Origin of the sequence: Nostoc sp. WHI (assembly GCF_015714725.1) — a bacterium.
GTDB lineage: Bacteria > Cyanobacteriota > Cyanobacteriia > Cyanobacteriales > Nostocaceae > Nostoc.
Genome location: NZ_WBKM01000354.1, coordinates 32,413 through 50,968 on the forward strand (window position 1 = coordinate 32,413; position 18,556 = coordinate 50,968).

The 18,556-nt window shown below is 42.9% G+C and carries 19 protein-coding genes; 10 read left to right on the forward strand and 9 right to left on the reverse strand.

Annotated features, from left to right (window positions below):
- Positions 1-97: 97 nt before the first annotated feature.
- Positions 98-1,690, reverse strand: coding sequence for a calcium-binding protein (locus F8S12_RS36445; RefSeq protein ID WP_196521207.1), 1,593 nt, complete (start codon positions 1,688-1,690; stop codon positions 98-100).
- Between the two features lie 416 nt (positions 1,691-2,106).
- Between F8S12_RS36445 and F8S12_RS36450 the strand changes: the two genes are divergently transcribed.
- Positions 2,107-2,853 (forward strand): DUF561 domain-containing protein, encoded by a 747-nt coding sequence (locus F8S12_RS36450; RefSeq protein ID WP_196521208.1) that lies wholly within the window; start codon positions 2,107-2,109, stop codon positions 2,851-2,853.
- 123 nt (positions 2,854-2,976) lie between these two features.
- On the opposite strand, the gene F8S12_RS36455 is transcribed toward F8S12_RS36450, so the two are convergent.
- Positions 2,977-4,125, reverse strand: a complete 1,149-nt coding sequence (locus F8S12_RS36455; RefSeq protein WP_196521209.1) for a DegT/DnrJ/EryC1/StrS family aminotransferase — start codon at positions 4,123-4,125, stop codon at positions 2,977-2,979.
- A gap of 269 nt (positions 4,126-4,394) precedes the next feature.
- On the opposite strand from F8S12_RS36455, the gene F8S12_RS36460 reads away from it, so the two are divergent.
- Positions 4,395-5,168 carry an ABC transporter permease gene (locus tag F8S12_RS36460; protein ID WP_196521210.1) on the forward strand — a complete coding sequence of 258 codons (774 nt, stop codon included), beginning with the start codon at positions 4,395-4,397 and terminating at the stop codon, positions 5,166-5,168.
- Positions 5,169-5,175: 7 nt separating this feature from the next.
- On the opposite strand, the gene F8S12_RS36465 is transcribed toward F8S12_RS36460, so the two are convergent.
- Together F8S12_RS36465 and F8S12_RS36470 are read right to left on the reverse strand one after the other, a co-directional pair.
- Complete coding sequence (locus F8S12_RS36465; RefSeq protein ID WP_196521211.1) at positions 5,176-5,652, reverse strand: tetratricopeptide repeat protein; 477 nt, start codon at positions 5,650-5,652, stop codon at positions 5,176-5,178.
- A gap of 3 nt (positions 5,653-5,655) precedes the next feature.
- On the reverse strand, positions 5,656-6,624 hold the full coding sequence (locus F8S12_RS36470) for a homogentisate phytyltransferase (protein WP_196521212.1): 969 nt from the start codon (positions 6,622-6,624) through the stop codon (positions 5,656-5,658).
- A gap of 365 nt (positions 6,625-6,989) precedes the next feature.
- On the opposite strand from F8S12_RS36470, the gene F8S12_RS36475 reads away from it, so the two are divergent.
- The 6 genes from F8S12_RS36475 to F8S12_RS36500 all read left to right on the forward strand — a co-directional run bounded on the left by F8S12_RS36475 (position 6,990) and on the right by F8S12_RS36500 (position 12,542).
- A complete protein-coding gene (locus F8S12_RS36475) occupies positions 6,990-7,187 on the forward strand; it encodes a hypothetical protein (RefSeq protein ID WP_196521213.1) in 198 nt (65 codons plus the stop codon).
- A gap of 328 nt (positions 7,188-7,515) precedes the next feature.
- Entirely contained in the window at positions 7,516-9,270 is a 1,755-nt protein-coding gene (locus F8S12_RS36480; RefSeq protein WP_196521214.1) for a Mu transposase C-terminal domain-containing protein, read from the forward strand.
- 3 nt (positions 9,271-9,273) lie between these two features.
- Positions 9,274-9,987 carry a TniB family NTP-binding protein gene (locus F8S12_RS36485; RefSeq protein WP_230968521.1) on the forward strand — a complete coding sequence of 238 codons (714 nt, stop codon included), beginning with the start codon at positions 9,274-9,276 and terminating at the stop codon, positions 9,985-9,987.
- A 116-nt stretch (positions 9,988-10,103) separates the two neighbouring features.
- A complete protein-coding gene (locus F8S12_RS36490) occupies positions 10,104-10,637 on the forward strand; it encodes a TniQ family protein (protein ID WP_196521215.1) in 534 nt (177 codons plus the stop codon).
- Between the two features lie 221 nt (positions 10,638-10,858).
- A complete protein-coding gene (locus F8S12_RS36495; protein WP_196521216.1) occupies positions 10,859-11,854 on the forward strand; it encodes an ImmA/IrrE family metallo-endopeptidase in 996 nt (331 codons plus the stop codon).
- 37 nt (positions 11,855-11,891) lie between these two features.
- Positions 11,892-12,542 (forward strand): hypothetical protein, encoded by a 651-nt coding sequence (locus F8S12_RS36500; RefSeq protein WP_196521217.1) that lies wholly within the window; start codon positions 11,892-11,894, stop codon positions 12,540-12,542.
- Positions 12,543-12,787: 245 nt separating this feature from the next.
- On the opposite strand, the gene F8S12_RS36505 is transcribed toward F8S12_RS36500, so the two are convergent.
- From F8S12_RS36505 to F8S12_RS36515, 3 genes are all read right to left on the reverse strand, one after another.
- The gene (locus tag F8S12_RS36505; RefSeq protein WP_196521218.1) at positions 12,788-12,988 is read right to left on the reverse strand and encodes a hypothetical protein; all 201 of its coding nucleotides are present in this window, start codon (positions 12,986-12,988) and stop codon (positions 12,788-12,790) included.
- A 103-nt stretch (positions 12,989-13,091) separates the two neighbouring features.
- Complete coding sequence (locus F8S12_RS36510; protein ID WP_196521219.1) at positions 13,092-13,394, reverse strand: helix-turn-helix domain-containing protein; 303 nt, start codon at positions 13,392-13,394, stop codon at positions 13,092-13,094.
- Entirely contained in the window at positions 13,391-13,948 is a 558-nt protein-coding gene (locus tag F8S12_RS36515; protein WP_196521220.1) for a hypothetical protein, read from the reverse strand. Before F8S12_RS36515 ends, F8S12_RS36510 begins: the two co-directional genes overlap by 4 nt.
- A 172-nt stretch (positions 13,949-14,120) precedes the next feature.
- Here F8S12_RS36515 and F8S12_RS36520 point away from each other — a divergent pair, with 172 nt between their 5' ends.
- Both F8S12_RS36520 and F8S12_RS36525 read left to right on the forward strand, forming a co-directional pair.
- A complete protein-coding gene (locus F8S12_RS36520; protein ID WP_196521221.1) occupies positions 14,121-14,291 on the forward strand; it encodes a ribbon-helix-helix domain-containing protein in 171 nt (56 codons plus the stop codon).
- 270 nt (positions 14,292-14,561) lie between these two features.
- Positions 14,562-15,164: a DUF1819 family protein gene (locus F8S12_RS36525; protein ID WP_196521222.1), complete on the forward strand. Its 603-nt coding sequence runs from the start codon at positions 14,562-14,564 to the stop codon at positions 15,162-15,164.
- On the opposite strand, the gene brxL is transcribed toward F8S12_RS36525, so the two are convergent.
- Complete coding sequence (gene brxL, locus F8S12_RS36530; protein ID WP_196521223.1) at positions 15,161-17,179, reverse strand: protease Lon-related BREX system protein BrxL; 2,019 nt, start codon at positions 17,177-17,179, stop codon at positions 15,161-15,163. The two genes, F8S12_RS36525 and brxL, sit on opposite strands and share 4 nt — an antisense overlap.
- Before the next feature lie 91 nt (positions 17,180-17,270).
- A partial coding sequence (pglZ, locus tag F8S12_RS36535; RefSeq protein WP_196521224.1) for a BREX-1 system phosphatase PglZ type A occupies positions 17,271-18,556 on the reverse strand: 1,286 nt, incomplete at its 5' end.

Genomic DNA, 18,556 nt, shown 5'->3' on the forward strand with positions numbered 1-18,556 from the left:
TTTAGCCTTGCCACGCTATTAGAAAGCCTTGGATTTGTAGAGGTGCGTCAGAAAGGTTCGCATAGTTTCGCCACGAAGGAAGTCACCCAAAGTAACACTAGGCAATTACCAGAATGTCAGCAGTAGTGAGACTTGGGCTGCCCGTGAGAGTAGCTATTTGATGCGCTGCAATTGCCCCTGTGCCATCCACATCAAATAGCAACGCACCTGTACTGCTGTGATAGATAAATCGATCCCCAGCATCCAGAGCTACGTTCCCTAAGCTGAACTGGTCAGGCGTGATCACAGCTCCAGCCGTCAAGCCTCCTCCAAAACCAGCCGCTGAAACTAGCAGGGTGTCATTTGGCACACTAAAGTTAGTGATGGTGTCAATGCCTTCTGTCTTAGCCAGAAAGGTCAAGCTGTCTGCTCCAATACCACCTGTCAAGGTGTCATTGCCTGTGCCGCCAACTAAGGTGTCATTACCATTACCACCCAAAAGAATGTCATTGCCTGTGCCGCCAACTAAGCTGTCATTACCATTACCACCTGTCAAGGTGTCATTGCCTGTTCCTCCATCCAGGATGTTGTCTGCACTATTGCCAGTAATCAGGTTAGCAAGAGTGTTACCTGTGCCGTTGATAACAGATGTACCTGTTAAGGTGAGGTTTTCTAAGTTCGCACTTAATGTATAATTTGCAAGAGAGCTGTTCACTGTATCAATGCCACCCGTACTGGCAATAGCATTGGTTTCAGTTACTATATCTGTAGCGATATTAACAAAATAGATGTCGGAGCCATCACCACCTATCAGATTGTCAACACCGGCACCTCCGTCCAGAATATCATTCCCTGCCTCACCTTTTAAGGTGTCGTTCCCTGTCCCACCGGTTATGGTGTCGTTCCCTGCACCGCCATCAATAGTGTAAGTACCCGAAGTTGTAGGTGAAATCGTAACTCTATCGTTGCCTGCCCCCGTATCAATTGTATTAGCAGCACTTGTTGTTGATGCCGTTATGATATCTGCACCTGAACCAGTTGCAATAATTTGTTGGCCTGCACTGGATGTTGCATTCACTACGACCGCACTTGTACTGGTACTTGTTATAGTTTGTGTACCTCCAGCGGATGTGGCGGTCACTTGGGTAAGATTTTGACCACCACCAGTACCGTCACCAATAATCTGCGCACCCGCCCCGGTGGTGGTTGCAAAGACCGTCTTAAGACCTACACCTTTAATATTCAGTGCCCCTGCACCGGATATTGCTGTCACTGTAGTAGCACCTGAACCCGTTACAATAGTTTGAGCACCTGCTATGGATGTTGTTGTGAGTGTTGCCGCACCAGTGAATGTGGTCAAGGCAATGTTAATCGCACCAGCCCCGGATGTTGCTGTTGTTAGCTCTACGCCCAAGGGTGCGAATGCTGCTTGAAAATTAACACCTGTAGTAATGGTTTGTGCACCATTACCTGTTGTATTGATTACAACCTTTTCAATATTTGTCAGATTAGTCCAGAGACTATCAGGCGGTGTGATAGCAACATCCACAAGATGGTCAATATAGAGCGTATCTATGCCTGTGCCACCATTGAGAGTATCGTTAGAACCAAAGGTATCCAGTGCCACACCATCATAAGTGCCATTAAATGTGTCGTTACCTACGGTGCCAGTAAGATTATCTGCGTTGGTAGTTAGCGTGAAAGTAGCCATAATTACTTATGCAATTCATTAACGTTATCAAATATATACTACCATACTAACTGATGATATTTCGCCACGAGCTAAGTTTGGGGCAAGTTGCGGGTTCTAAAGCTACTTAAAACTTCGCTGTACTCAAGTTTTTTACGCTACATCCGTCGGGATGGGGAAATCACTCCTTATGAGCTTTCCGTTTTCTTCGGGGTGTTCGTAATGTTACAGTTCTATAATTTGTTCAATGCTTGATGCTTGGGGTTAAAACAGTCTGCCTTCAAAGGCTTATCTAAGAATAAAGAATTTGTAGCGATCGCAAATCCGAAAAAAAGGATAAAACTATCAAGATTTGGCAACTAGCACAGGAATTTAGTCCCTCATCAACTGAGGAACGGTAGAATATACCTAATTTTCGTAGCTTCAAAATCCAAACTATGACGATGCATTCCACACTCCAACGTGCATTTACTAACCGCCGCGTTCTGAAAGTGATCACCGGCTTGAATAACTTTGATGTCGCTAGCGTCGCCGCTACTGTCAAAGCTGCTGAACTGGGCGGTGCTACTTTTGTCGATATTGCCGCCGATCCAGCCTTAGTCCAGCTAGTTAAAAATTTGACAAATTTACCAATTTGCGTATCAGCAGTAGAACCAGAGAAATTTGTGCAAGCTGTGGCAGCTGGTGCTGATTTAATTGAAATCGGGAATTTTGATTCCTTCTATGCTCAAGGACGACGCTTTGAGGCTCTGGAAGTGCTAGCGCTAACTAAGCAAACCCGCGCTCTCCTTCCGGAAATTACCCTCTCTGTCACCGTTCCCCACATCCTGAAACTAGATCAACAGGTACAGTTAGCAGAGGAACTGGTGAAAGCGGGAGCAGATATTATCCAAACAGAAGGCGGCACTAGCAGTAACCCAGTTCACCCTGGAACTCTAGGATTAATTGAAAAAGCTGCCCCCACCTTGGCAGCAGCTTTTGAAATTTCTCGTGCAGTGTCAGTGCCAGTATTGTGCGCTTCAGGTATTTCTAGCGTTACCGCACCGTTAGCGATCGCTGCTGGTGCTGCTGGTGTTGGCGTTGGTTCGGCTATCAATCAACTCAATAGCGAAATAGCAATGATTGCAGCTGTGCGTGGCTTAGTAGAAGCCTTGGCGGCTGTAAGAGTGCTGAGTAAGAACTAGGGAGTGGGGAGTGGGGAGTGGTGAATATTAAAATTCCTTATTCCCTACTCCCTATTCCCTATTCCCTATTCCCTATTCCCTATTCCCTACTCCCTACTCCCTACTCCCTACTCCCTATTCTCCTCACCCCAAACAATCTTTCAACGCATAAATCACTTGGTCTTGTTGCTGTTGTGTCAATTCCGGGAACATGGGCAAGGATATAACTTCATGGCAAGCTTGCTCTGCTATCGGAAAATCCCCAATTTGATAGCCCAGACTTTGATAAACTGGCTGCAAATGTAAAGGGTACGGGTAGTAAATCATTGAACTCACACCTTGCTCTTGCAATTGACTACGCACCAAATCTCGATATTTGGCGCTAGAACCATTTCGCCCTTCGCCTGAGATGCGAATAGTGTATTGATTCCATACCCCAATACCCCCAGGTAATTCTTGAGGCTGGACGATCGCCGGAACTTGACACAGGTATTGGTAGTAATAATTGGCAATCTCTCGCCGCCGAGCATTCCAAATATCCAAATAACGTAGTTTAATCTGCAAAATAGCTGCTTGTAGAGCATCCAAGCGACTATTTACACCTATCTCCTCGTGTAAATATCGAACTCTACTACCATGATCCCGTAATATTCGCAGTTTAGTGGCGATCGCTGGGTCATTAGTCGTTATTGCTCCGCCATCGCCGCAACCACCAAGATTTTTGGTTGGATAGAAACTAAAGCAACCAATATGTCCAATACTTCCGACTTTTTGATTACCCCAAATTGCACCTGTAGACTGAGCGCAATCTTCAATTACTGACAAATTATAAGACTGAGCGATCGCCATCAATGATGTCATATCCACAGGTTGCCCAAATAGGTGAACTGGGATAATCGCTTTAGTTTTCGGTGTAATCGCCGCCGTTATTTGCTCTACATCCAAATTAAACGTAGTAGCGTCAATATCAACGAAAACCGGTTTTGCACCCACGGCGCTAATAACTTCAGCAGTAGCAATAAAGGTGAAAGGTGTTGTAATCACTTCATCACCTACACCAATTCCTAAGACTCGTAACGCTAAGTAGAGCGCATCAGTACCAGAATTACAAGCCACACATTCACTGACACTATGATAGGCGGCAAACTGTTGCTCAAAGCCTTCGACTAAAAGGCCGCCAATATAACGCCCAGAAGCCAGAACCTCTAAGACGGCTGCACTTACTTCTGCTTCGATGGTGGTATATTGCTGCTTGATATCAAAGGCAGGGATGGTATTTAAACTTTGGATCATGAGTTCTCATTTTATCGGAAGATACAAAAAATGCACTTCGACAGTCAATTTGTGCTTATTGAATTGTTCATCAAAGAGCTGTTAAAAGACTATCGCCCAAGAGACGTATCTATTGGGGTTTTTACTGGGATTTTATGTGGGCAAGGCTACCTTATGTTAATAAAAAAGGTGATATAGGTGATATATATTAACCCAGATCCAACACATCGAATCAAAGTTCCAGGTGTGCGTGCTGCTTTGAGAAAAAAATACCAGGAAATAGAGAACCTATGCAGGAGCTAATTAAGCTGGATTTAGGGGATTTAGCTATTGCTGTGGGATTGATGGCGATCGCCATTGGTTTATCTGCCTGGGAAAAATTAGGACTAGAGTTCAACTTAGCCCTTGCTACTGGCAGAAGTATCTTACAACTACTTGTATTAGGGTACATTTTAGATTTCATCTTTGCTTTAGACAATGCTTGGGCAGTTTTGGCATTATTAGCAATAATGCTGACAATTACGGCGATTGTCGCACGAAATCGGATCAGCCAAAAAATTCCTTATGTGTTGCCTTTGGTGTGGGGTGCAATTTTAATTAGTACCGCCCTAACAGTGCTGTACACCAACTTCTTGATTATTCAACCAGATAGATGGTATGAACCACAGTATATAATTCCCCTAGCAGGGATAGTCTTAGGTAATGCCATGAACGCAGCTGCGATCGCTGGCGAACGCCTTGTTAGTACGATTAATTCCAGTCATCTCGAAATCGAAACCCACTTGAGCTTGGGTGCAACTCCAGAGCAAGCAATTAGCCAGTATCGCAAAGATGCCATCAGAGCCGGATTGATTCCCGGTCTTAATCAAATGATCCTCATAGGTATGGTTGCAATACCAGGAATTACCACCGGACAGTTACTAGCTGGCGTCAAACCTCTGGATGCTGTATCCTACGAAATTGTAATTATGTTTATGGTTGTTTTTGCTAACTTATTGACAACACTTTTAGTCACTAAAGGGTTGTGTCGTCAGTTTTTCAATTCCGCCGCGCAATTGATTTAATTACGAATTACGAATTATTGAGGGGTTTGGCATCAATTTTATCCAGCAGATGAGTGATTTTTCCGGCTTTTTCAGGTTGGCGCTGTTTTTGCAATAAATCTCTAGCCTGTAATAGATTAACCTTGGCTTCTTCTTGTCTCTCTTGCTGCATTAAAATATTCGCCAGACGCAAGTAAGCATCAGCCTTTTTAGGACTGCGGCGAATTGCTTCTCGGAATAATTCTGTTGCTTCCTCTACTTGGCCTTGTTGATTTAAAACATCTCCTAAAAATAAGCGAACCACATCATTAGTAGAGTTGATCGAAATCACCTGACGAAACGCTGCTTCTGCACCTGGGTAATCTTTTGCTTGATAAAGATTAACGCCTTTTTGAAACAAGTTTGAGGTAATCAAAGTTTTCCAAGCGAAATACCCAAGGAGTGACAAACTCAAAACAACAACGATCGCAGCAATAAGAGAACTGGTAGGAAAGGTTTCTAGCATTATCTAAGCCAAAAAACAGGCGATAGGAAAAATTAGATATTCGATAAAAAAGAGTTTCCAGATAAATTGATAGAATTGAGCGATCGCACTTTTATCTTCTAAGTCTACCGCCAAACTCCGCAACCACATCCAAAGCAACAGTGCTAAATGAGTAACTATCAGAAATATAGAGTTAACTGAGGCAACACGTAACACACCAACCGAAATTATTCCCAAATAGCAGACAGTTATCACCCAAAGAGCCAGATTAAATACAGCTTGCGAACCGAGTTCGATGGTAAACGTAGAGATATTGTAGAGGCGATCGCCTTCCATATCTGGGATATCTTTAAAGATAGCGATCGCAAAGGTAAACACCAAAATAAATAATGTCAACACCCATACCGCAGGTGGAATTGTTTGGCCTTGTTGCAATGCCCAGCTATAGTGCAGATACAGCCCTAAATTAACAATCGTGCCGCGCACCGAAAAAATACACAGCGCCGCCCAAAAGGGAAATTGCTTCAAACGAATTGGTGGTAAAGAATAAGCTGTACCAATCGCCAAACTAATCGCTACCATGCCCAATAAGAATGGCCCAGTTAGCCACGCCACAACTAACGCCAAAATCCCCGTAAAAGCAACAATTAATTGCCCAGTTTGTCGGGAAAATTCACCAGATGCTAAGGGTAAATGAGGCTTATTAATCTTGTCAATTTCCACATCTTCTAATTGATTCAGCCCCACAATGTAGACATTGCCACACAAACAAGCAATCCATGCCCCGAAGAGAGGGAGTAGGGAGTGGGGAGTGGGGAGTGGGAAATCAGTACGATTATTAATGGCAATAGCAATTAAATATAAACTCAACACACTCAGACTTGTACCGATAATCGTGTGAGGGCGAGAGAATTTCCAGAAAGCGTACAACCAATGGAAATATGATTGAATGGCTTTGCGTGGCAAAGGGCTGTTTTGAGAACTCTGGCTCATGACTAGCTTAGATACAGTATTCCGGCTTGTTGTTAATCATTGTCACAGAATTTGGTCATTAACAAGTGTACATTCATAAATTCAATGTCGCTATTTCACAAATTAATGTCGTTAAAGTATTGGCTGAAGCCCTTGATAAACAAGGGTTTTATTTATTTTTACCAAAACCTTCTTTCAATGCAAATTTCACAAATTATTAGTCGCTAATTGTTATATTGAGTAAATTTTATGTCGTTCATCCCAAGAAGCTAAAATTTATCTATTCATAATTTTTCACAAATTAGGTGTCGCAAGCTTTACCATTTCATAGTACATTTGTTTGGAAAGGAATGATAAACCCGCAAATGTAACTATAAAGCTAACAGATGCCTAAAAATTCACAAAAGTCTCTAACTTCAAAGGCAGATGATGACCAAAGTCCAATCGAAAAAGATGAAAAGTCCACAAAAGCTCACCAATTGCCATCTGATAAATTAATCACAGATGAAGTGAAACTCAGGATGGAGGTAATTCAAAGCCTAATCGAACCATGCGAATCGCTCTCCTGCTTTCCTAAAAAATAGTCATACTTCCTCAAACTCCCAGGTTTGCTGTAAAACTATCTTTCTGCGCCCCGAAATGTAGATATATGTACAGTGACTAATTATTTGTCGCCGAGACCAATTAATGTCATCCATTAAAATCTTGCTCAGTATAGGTTACAGCGTTTTAGTAGTATTAGGATAACATCTTGACAGTGACAGATTAGCTGTCATTTTGGGTAATAGTGACAAATTAGCTGTCGCTTCATCAGAGATAAAAAAGCTTTTGTGTATTTTCATAATGACAAATTGACTGTCGCTTTCTGTTTAAATAGAATAACAATATGTTTTTATAAAAAAGCTTTGCATTATGAACAGTCAGCAAAATCCTGATTTAGCTGTTCATCCCTCGGCAATTCCTATAGAAGGCTCACTAGGAGAAAGCGGTACAACTCTTGAGAAGAATGTAATTGTCACACAACTCTCAGAGGAAGCCCAACTCAAGCTAGAGGTAATCCAAAGTTTGCTGGAACCATGCGATCGCACAACTTATGGACAAAAGTTGCGGGAAGCAGCAGAGAAACTAAATGTATCGTTGCGAACGGTACAAAGGTTGGTAAAAAACTGGGAACAAGATGGTTTAGTCGGACTCACTCAAACAGGTAGGGCTGATAAAGGAAAACATCGTATTGGTGAGTTTTGGGAAAAATTCATTACCAAAACCTACAAGGAGGGTAACAAGGGTAGTAAACGTATGACCCCTAAACAAGTTGCTCTCAGAGTCGAGGCTAAAGCCCGTGAATTAAAGGACTCTAAGCCGCCCAATTACAAAACCGTATTACGGGTATTAGCGCCCATCTTGGAAAAACAAGAAAAAACTAAGAGTATTCGTAGCCCTGGATGGAGAGGGACAACGCTTTCAGTTAAAACTCGTGAAGGAAAAGATTTATCCGTTGATTACAGCAACCATGTTTGGCAATGCGATCATACCCGCGTGGATGTGTTGCTGGTGGATCAACATGGTGAATTGCTAAGTCGTCCCTGGCTAACAACAGTAATTGATACTTACTCTCGTTGCATTATGGGTATCAACTTGGGCTTTGATGCACCCAGTTCTGGGGTAGTAGCATTAGCGTTACGCCATGCAATTCTACCCAAACAGTACGGTTTCGAGTACAAACTGCATTGTGAGTGGGGAACCTATGGAAAACCAGAACATTTTTATACTGATGGCGGTAAAGACTTTCGCTCTAACCACTTGAGTCAGATTGGGGCGCAATTAGGATTTGTCTGCCATTTACGCGATCGCCCTTCTGAAGGTGGAGTAGTGGAACGTCCCTTCAAAACATTAAATGACCAACTATTTTCAACGCTTCCTGGGTACACCGGATCTAATGTGCAGGAACGTCCAGAGGATGCAGAGAAGGACGCAAGACTAATTCTGCGAGAATTGGAACAGCTACTTGTGCGTTACATCGTAGATCGTTACAACCAAAGTATTGATGCGCGGATGGGTGATCAAACTCGCTTTGAGCGTTGGGAAGCAGGTTTGCCAACAGTGCCAGTACCAATACCAGAACGAGATTTGGATATCTGTTTAATGAAGCAGTCACGGCGCACTGTGCAAAGAGGTGGTTGCTTGCAGTTCCAGAACTTGATGTATCGAGGAGAATATCTGGCAGGTTATGCAGGGGAAACTGTCAACTTAAGGTTTGACCCCAGAGACATTACAACAATTTTGGTTTATCGCCAGGAAAACAATCAGGAAGTATTTCTGACCCGCGCTCACGCTCAAGGTTTGGAGACAGAGCAACTGGCATTAGATGAGGCTGAGGCAGCAAGTCGCAGACTCCGTACCGTAGGGAAAACTATCAGTAACCAATCATTATTGCAAGAAGTTGTTGACCGCGATGCTCTTGTAGCTACCAAGAAAAGCCGTAAGGAGCGTCAAAAATTGGAACAGACTGTTTTGCGATCTGCTGTGGTTGATGAAAGTAAAACAGAATTCTTGCCTTCCCAAATAATTGAACCAGATGAAGTGGAATCTACTGCTGAGGTTCACTCTCAATACGAAGACATTGAGGTGTGGGACTATGAACAACTTCGTGAAGAATATGGGTTTTAAACAATGACAGAAGCTCAAGCGATCGCCAAGCAGTTAGGTGGGGTAAAACCAGATGATGAGTGGTTGAAAGCTGAAATTGCTCGTCTCAAGGGTAAGAGCATTGTACCGTTACAGCAGGTAAAAACTCTCCATGATTGGTTGGATGGCAAGCGCAAAGCGAGGCAATCTTGTCGAGTAGTTGGGGAATCACGGACTGGCAAGACGGTTGCCTGTGATGCCTATAGATACAGGCAAAAGCCACAGCAGGAAGTTGGAAGACCTCCGATTGTACCTGTAGTTTATATTCAGCCTCCGCAAAAATGCGGCTCTAGGGATTTATTCAAGGAGATGATTGAGTACCTAAAGTTTCGGGCAACAAAAGGGACTGTTTCTGATTTTCGTGGTAGGGCGATGGAGGTACTCAAGGGGTGTGGGGTAGAAATGCTAATTATTGATGAAGCTGATCGCCTCAAACCTGAGACATTTGCTGAGGTGCGAGATATTTATGACAAGTTAGGAATTGCTGTAGTTTTAGTGGGAACTGACCGCTTGGAGGCAGTGATCAAGCGGGATGAACAAGTTTATAACCGCTTTCGGGCTTGTCATCGCTTCGGCAAGTTATCAGGGAAAGATTTCCAAGATACTGTGCAAGCCTGGGAAGATAGGGTTTTGAAACTGCCTGTTTCTTCTAATTTAAATAGCAAGGATATGCTGCGGATTCTCACATCGGCAACTTAAGGCTACATCGGTCGGCTGGATGAGATTCTCAGGGAAGCAGCGATTCGTTCTTTATCTAAGGGGTTCAAGAAGATTGACAAGGCTGTTTTACAGGAAGTTGCTAAGGAGTATAAATAATGACAGCACCAGATGTTAAGCCTTGGCTTTTCATTGTAGAATCCTATCCAGGGGAAAGCCTGAGTCATTTTCTCGGTCGGTTTAGACGTGCTAACCATTTATCTCCTGCTGGGTTGGGTAATTTAGCTGGGATTGGTGCTGTAGTGGCACGGTGGGAAAGATTTCATTTTAATCCTCGCCCTAGTCAACAGGAATTGGAAGCGATCGCATCTGTGGTAGAAGTGGATGCCCAAAGGTTAGCCCAGATGTTACCACCTGCTGGAGTGGGAATGCAGCATGAGCCAATTCGCTTGTGTGGGGCTTGTTATGCTGAAGCGCCTTGTCACCAAATTGAGTGGCAGTATAAGTCGGTATGGAAGTGCGATCGCCATCAATTTAAGCTTTTAGCCAAGTGTCCAAATTGTGAAGCTCCTCTCAAAATGCCTGCGCTGTGGAAGGATGGGTGCTGTCATAGGTGTCGAAGACCATTTGCGGAAATGGCAGCGTATCAGAAGTCTGTTATTAACTTGAGAAGCTTAAATGCTGATTCTTGATTATTAGTAGTGATAGCTGTATAGCTTAAGTACAAATGTCCTATAATAAAAGGAATAGTCTGTTTAAAACTCTGGTTCTTTTTGCTGCATATTTGCATACTCAATGTCAAGGCAATTTTCATCGTGGCATAATAGTGTCACTATATAGATAACGTCATATTAATTTTTTTGTAATTCACAACAAGGGGCCACATATTGAGAATAGGCAGAGGAGGGAAATTATGAATAAAACCCTTGAAATGCCAATGCTGTATAAACGCTTATCAAAAGTGGGATTACCGCCAAAGTTTATTCAAGAAAAAGCCTTACCTGAATGGTGGGATGCAGAACTTGAAAATAATCCTGTAGCTGTTTTAGAAGCAGCAGGACGTATTGCTAAACGTTTAGGGCTAGATATGGCATCAGTTCTTAATCCTGATGCTCCTATTACTTTTAAGCAAGTAATTCGCCCTAAATTTAAGAAGATACAAAAAAATTCTGATGAGAGCCGATTAATTGTTGCTCAAGGGCTAGCTACTCGCGTAGCTGAGATGGTTACGTATGCCTGTAAAAGACCTTTTACAGATATGGCAACAAATGCATTTGAAATTAGGAATTTTATCCTGAAAAATAATTCTTACATAGACCTTGATGCTATTCTCAGATTTTGCTGGAATTGTGGTATTCCAGTAGTCCATTTTTCTGAGTTTCCTAGAGGAAGCATTAAGATGGATGGTATGGCGGCAGTGATTAATGACCGTCCAGTAATTGTACTTAGTTCTAATCGTAGGTACTCTGCTTACTTGCTTTTTATCATTCTTCATGAAATTGGGCATATCGCTAGTGGTCATGTTAAGGACTGTGTTCTGATTGATGAAAAGATAATTAAAGAAGCAGAAGATAAGGAAGAGCAAGAAGCAAATGAGTTTGCTGAGGTTATTCTTTTTGGAGAGAAAAATAAATATGCATGGGCTAAGATATCTGACTCGATACAACTAACGCGAATGGTGCGGCAATTAGGCAATAAAGATGCAGTAGATCCTGGCGCTTTAGCATTAAATTATGCTTGGCAAGCAGAACAAAAACAAGACTGGGCAATTGCCCAAGATGCATTAAAGATAATTGAACCTGTAGCTAATGCATCAGTTAAAATCAATAGTTATCTTGAAAAAGAGCTAAATTGGGAAAAATTAGACACAGACAGCGAAGAATACCTTAAACTCGTAACAGGAGTATAGTTGCTCCTAAGTAAAGGAGTGAAATAGGAGCAAGTCTTTGCTGCTGTATTTTACAGATAACGATGTAATTTTAAAGCTGGCAGCCTACCAAATCTTTTGGGAAATGGTTGCTAGCTTAAATATTAAAAACGAAAATCTTCGTATATTGCCTACTGCGGCGAAAGTTTTTAGCGGTTCTCGAAAAATTAGTAAGCAATTTAAACCGATTAGCATAGAAAGGGCGAAACAAATAACGGATAGATGTAAAACAATAGATGACTATGCTATCTGTAGTACTTCAGAATACCAAATGTTAGCTTCTACAGATGGGATTGATGTGGGTGAGGCTTTACTTGTTGCTGCAACTCAAACGGAAGAAGATTTTTATTTGCTTACGTCAGATAAACGATTTTTAAAATCGTTAGCATTATCCAGCTTCAACGACGTTAAGCAAAGATTGTATAAAAAAGCTATTTGTTTAGAGCAGCTAATAATTCATGTAATTGACCATGCTGGATTTGACTTGGTATGTCGTAGAATGGCATCGGCAGATGCTTGTGACCAAGTTGTTTCCGAGGCATTTCAGTTGGGTAGACAAACAAAACACCAGGATGCAGTTAAAGTGCTGAACCAAGCAATCCAAGACTTACGCGCAAAGACAGGAGATTTACTGATAGATTCTGTTTTAGTTGCCCAGACAAAACTATAAGACTAAAAACTTTATAATTTGCCTAATTTTTATTGAAATGCTTAGTGTAAATTTATAGTAATATCAAGACTTTTAGCTAGATCGCGTTGTATAAATTTATAAATTTGGATTTTTGCTCCAATCTTTCATAAATGCGATCGCTACTAAATTTACTTGTGATCCAAAAGTCTATTAATCTGCAAAACCCTTCCTCATCTTCACAAACTTAATGGAAGGAGTTTGCAGTAAGTATTTTATGCCTGATATTACTTTACAGCAGTTCGGTCTTGTTGCTCTAACAACACATTGAAAATTAGTGTAAAACTCAGGCTGGGGATGAGTCGGCATAAAACTTGTAGATGAGCTTCCGCATCGCTGCGGCGACGAAAACGAGCTACAATCTGGTTCTGCATATTAGGTTTAAGTCGAACTATACACCAAGGACTGAGCTTTTCAAGGTAGGTCATTGAATTCTCCTGGTAAAATCTGTAAATTCCAAGACAAAAGCCAGCCTACTGTGACGGTGGCTGGCAAGAAATATCAAATTGATATTGAAATTAGATTCAATTCCTACTCACTCTTGTCTGGAAAACAAAGCTTCTGCAACACTCCTTCGGGGATATCCTCAAAGTGTTCTAGCAAAAAGTTCATCAGCGCCAGGTGGCGTAAATCGGCTGGCATGGGGCGGCGGTAGTTTTTACCTCTAGCAAACCAGCGCCGAACGGTGGACAGGGAACGATCGCAAATCTGAGCCATTTCTTCATAGTTCACCTGCCACTTGGCGTAAAACTGCTTGGGAGTCATGCCCAATTGACAGTAACTGTAGAGTTGCATCAAATCTTGTTCTCGCTGCTTGAGTGGATGAGGATTCATAAGTCTGTTTCCTCGCTGATTGCTTCTAAATCTTCTTCCCAAGCAATATCGGCAGATGTCCAAGCAGCACTGGGGCAATCTTTGCTCAACCAAATCAGGTAGCACCAACTCCAGCAGCAGCGATCGCAACCAAAGCTATAAAATCTACCTATGACAATACCCCAGTCAGTATCGCTTTCAGTAGAGAGCCAACGCAAGCGATCGCCATATAAAAATCTGGGTGTCTTTGCTACATCGGGAAAATTATCGGGAAGCTCAATAGATGCGTCTGGGCATTTGAGGTTAATCAAGCTTGGGACTATATCTTGGTTACTGTGCCGGATGAGATTGAGATAAGCGGCAATCAACTTACCATTGAGGCTGTAAGTTAATTGAGAAATCAGAATCGCAGCTAGACTTTCTATTTCTTGCTGCTGGAGTTGTATCCAGGCACTATCAAAGTCAGCATCAGAGTAGTTGTTGAGCTTTGCGAGTAATTCTGTAATGCCGAAATCATCTAAAGCTTGTTGATAAGCTCTGTGTTGATCTGTTTTGTAGCTAACAGGCTTTAACATGGAAAATGTCTCCTGTGATATGGGGGCCAAAAGCCAGCATCCGCCGTGAGAAAGTTGATGGCTGGCTTTTGACTTATCAGTAATTATACGCTAAAATAAAGTGTTTTTGTTTTAATTAGTGTGTTTTAATGTATTTAACACAAAAACAAACAAAATCGCTTATGATGCTGACATGGGAAAAGTAACTGTAACTCTTTATATGGAAGAAGAAGACAAAGAAGCCCTGCAATTTTTGGCTGATGCAGAGGAGCGGTCTTTGTCTCAGATGGCAGTGTTAATTGTGAAACGAGCTATCAAACAAGCCCAAAATGAGGGTAAAATTCCTCCAAGTCAGGGAAAATGATGTGTGATGCGATCGCTTGCGTAGAGTATGCAAAAAAGCTTAACTACAAAAGTCTAAACCTTGGCTGACAAAGGCTAGAGTGTCAGTATACCCAGCAAGACTCAAACAGGATTCCTATATAAATTTCTAGCTACCACGCTTGACGAATATATCAAGGGAGACTTACATAGTAGGATGCCAAAAACCTTCCTCAGCAAGATTATTGCTGTACGATAGCTTACCGTCTGGATTTGAGAAAGGTTTCTGCCTGTCTTTGTTACTCTTACTACTATGACTGAAACGGCTTATGCTGCTCGTACTAACCACGCTTTTGTTTTGACTGAAACCCTTCGAGTTGCTGAACTGATGTATCAAGGTGCAACCCAGGAAGATATTCGGCAACGGGTATTAGTGGAGGATTTATTTCAACTGCGCTCCCAAGTTTCTCGTGAGCGGGCGCTGCAAACTGTTCTCAAACGCCTTCAACAAGTGGCAGAGGAATACATTCAATTAATTGCCACTGGCAACCCTGACACCCGTCGATTCACCATATTGTTCCTGATTCTGCGAGAACACCGCCTTCTGCGCGAACTCATTGCTGAAGTCCTGTTGGACAAAATTAAGGGTTTTGATTATGTCGTAACCATTGCTGATTTGCGAACCTTCTTTGAAGGAAAACGAGATCAAAATTCAACCGTGGCTGCATGGTCAGACTCCACCTATAAAAAGGCTGCTAGTAACACCTTACTGGTGCTAGTAAATGCGGGTCTATTGCAACCCACGTCTCCAAGAGGAAATTATCAAATTCGTTCTGTTCCAGTGCCATCAGCTTTGCGTCAACAATTACTCGCTGATGGGCTAGATTATTACCTAACTCTTATGCTTGATTTTTAATCGACTGCTAACGCTTTAAATACTGCGTCTACGGGGTCAGCGTAAAATGATGTTTGAAATTTAGCAAACAACTCTGGCGGAACACTGCCTAAGTCCACGGCGCTTGCCATTGGTAAGAGGATACGTTTAGCGCCAGCATCAAAGGCTACTTGCAGGCTACCCGCTAGGTTACTGACTGGTGTAATCGTCCCACCAATGGTCATTTCCCCAAATATTGCAAATTGGGTTTGAACACTTCGTTTTAAAGAAGCAGAACATAACGAAACGAACAATGCTAATCCGCTCTCTTGCGGTGCGCCAGACCCTTGCAAGTCTAATAACTGAAGCAAAAAATCCAAATTACTTGGGTGAATGCTACTGCTAACTCTTTGGGCGTTAGCTTTGAAGTAATTCATAGCAATGTTTAAACTGTCTTTCATCCTGCCAGCCGTTGCTACACCAGTGCGTACTAGCTTGCCACTACCGGGTACTGCTTGCAGTTCAAGTTTGAATGCTCCGATTATGCCGCTATCCCCAGTACTGACAAAGTGCAAGTGACCGGGAGTCAGCATTTCCTGACTAATCAAGCTCGAACCACCCTGTTCCGGTACTGAGACAAAATGCTCATCTAGAGTTTCTAAGTCGATGTAGCTGAAATGCACATCGTAAAATTCCATTCCGCCAATTTTCTTTAACTGTTCTTTTACCCGCCGTCGCACCCGCAGCCCATACACTAAGGCTTCACGCACATCTTCCTTACTAAATGAGCTATCTGGAAACAGCAGTTTCAGCAGCCCTGATACAGTTTTGCGAACTGCTTGAACATCTCGTTGCTTAAGATTGTTACCTAGTCTGAAGTGGAGGTCTATGGCATCGGCAAAACTGCGTTTACGCATTTCCCGCAGCCACTCCGCTAAGTAATCGACAATAAACCCGTACTGGTTGGTAAAATTCTCTGGGCTAAATTTGGGGATTTCCCAGCCAGGAATATAAGCGTGAAAACGGTCGAAGAAGGCGGTGTCAATCATGGCTTCGGGGAAGGGTGCCAGCAGATGTGAGGTTTTCACTAAGGATTCCACGCTTTGATTAATGTTGCCGACAAAGACCATAGAAGCATTAGCGGTTATCTCTGCCTTCCCGCGTGCAAAAGAACCTGATGCCATGTAGTCCTTCATTATTTGCACACCGTCGTTATCGTGGAAGCTCATGCCTGCTACTTCATCAAAGGCAACCACGTCAAATAAACCTACTAGTCCTACGCGACGATTGGACATATTGTAGAAAAGATTCGCTACTGTAGTTTTTCCACCGGAAACCAAGATTGAGTTAGGAGAAACTTCTTTGTAGATATGGGATTTACCTGTAGAACGGGGGCCAAGTTCGCAGCAGTTGTAGTTATTTTCACAAAGAGCTACCAGACGGGCAAGTAGATGCCATTTCACATCTTCGTTGACGGTAGTGGGTTCCAGTCCTGTTGACCGAATCAGCAGGTCAATCCATTCACTGCGGGTAAAAGCTGGGCGGCCCGCAAACAATTCATCCATATCCACACTAGGCATTTGGATAGGTTTGAGACTTCCGACAATGAAGGGACTGGGTTTGGTTCCGGCTTCATATTCCAGTTGTAGAATACACCAAATACCACCACCCAGAAGCTTTTGGTTGGGTTTGACAATTTCTGGGTCAATGACTACACCTTTGACACCCAGGTTCATTAAAGTTCCCTGGTAGATGTCATCTCTGTCGTTGAGCGTTACCGTTACCCGGTCAATGATGGTAAATCGTCCCAATTCCCGAATTTTAGATTTGATCTGTTCTGCTTCATCAGGACGGACGTAATTCTGTGCCAGGATGTTTTTTACACGAGCAACGCCTTCTTCAATGGTGGTTTCGTCGTCGGTCGCGCAGTACATACCGAGTAGGTATTCCAGCACATACACTGGTACATTAGCACCTTCTTTAATACGTTTAGTCAGGTCTTTACGTACTACTTTTCCAGGGTAAATGCTGTTTAGCTTTTGATTCAGGTCGTCCATAGAAGGGTTGGCAACTGCTGGTGATTATTCTGAGATGATTGAAGTCAGTTGGTTAATAATCCAACATCTAAAATCTTGTGACTATATTGGCTCAGAAATCTCCAAAGTCGTTAGCGATTCCTAAACTAACTGCCCAGGTTTCTCGGAGCAATTCACTCTCATCGTCTGCATCCTTAACTATTAAATAGACGTTACTAGGGGGATTAGCAGTAGTTACGGTCAACCTTAAGCTAATTTCCCGATCGCTAGGATGTGGGCTAGTGCTGCTTAAGTTTGCTCCTCGCACATCTGTTATCGGTGTATTAGTTTGGGGATCGTAGAAAGCAACTGTAATTTGACGCGATCGCCATCTTCCCTCAACTGCATCACTTTGTACTAATGTCAATGTCAAACGATTATTCGTTACCCGCCGAACTCTGGCACTTACCTGTACCCCTACTTTCCGGGCTGGGCCTTCGTCTCCTTTAACGGCCCGTTGGTGATGATAGGTGATGACTGGTACGCATACTTCTTGGAGAGATGCCCCGCCGTGGACAAACTGCGCTCCTGCACCTTGGACGGCAAAGCGTAAACTACCACGGGGTACGATCGCAACTGTGCCATTTTCTGTATAGGGTAGGCTAAAATGCAGTAATGTTGAGTCATTCAACTGTTCTCGTGCTAGCAGGTAACGGCGTTTGCTTTCTAGTACTACTTCACCACTTGGTAGGGGTCGCTTGTCTGCCTCTTGAATGGGGCGACGTTGGTATAAAAAACCGTGGTCTGCGGTGATGATAACGTTTGTACCATTGATAGAATTACAAATTTTCTTTACCAGCCGTAGCAGTTCGCTAATTGCGGTTCCGCAAGCTGATAGTACTTGACGTTCGCTGGATGCCTGATCGCCGATCGCATCAATGACGTTGTGATAAATGTAGATTAGGCGATAAGGTTGCACAGCAGCCCGTCCTTCCTCAGTATTCATCTCTAGCAGGTCTTTGGCACTAAGTACTGTAGCTTCTACCCGACTATTTTGATTTAGTACCTTTTGCCTTGCTAATGCTCCTTTAGTACTAAGCCCATCCAGTCGAACATCATCATCACCTGCTATCAGTTCTAGTTTTGACCCTGGAAGAAGTGCTGCCATACCCAACCGTGTCACGCTGGGTAAAACTCCCAATTGTGCCTCTAGGCTGGTTTCACCTCGAACTTCTTTTTTAATTACTTCTTGGAGTTCGCTGGCGACTTCGTAGCGCAAAGCATCGGAGATAATCACAAATACTTTTTCGCGATCGCTCCGTTCTAAAATTGGGAATACGTGCCTACCAAAAAATCTAGTTTGGGATGCTATGCCCTCTAATTCCCAACTTAAAGGCAGGGGAGGAGAGGCAGGGGGGC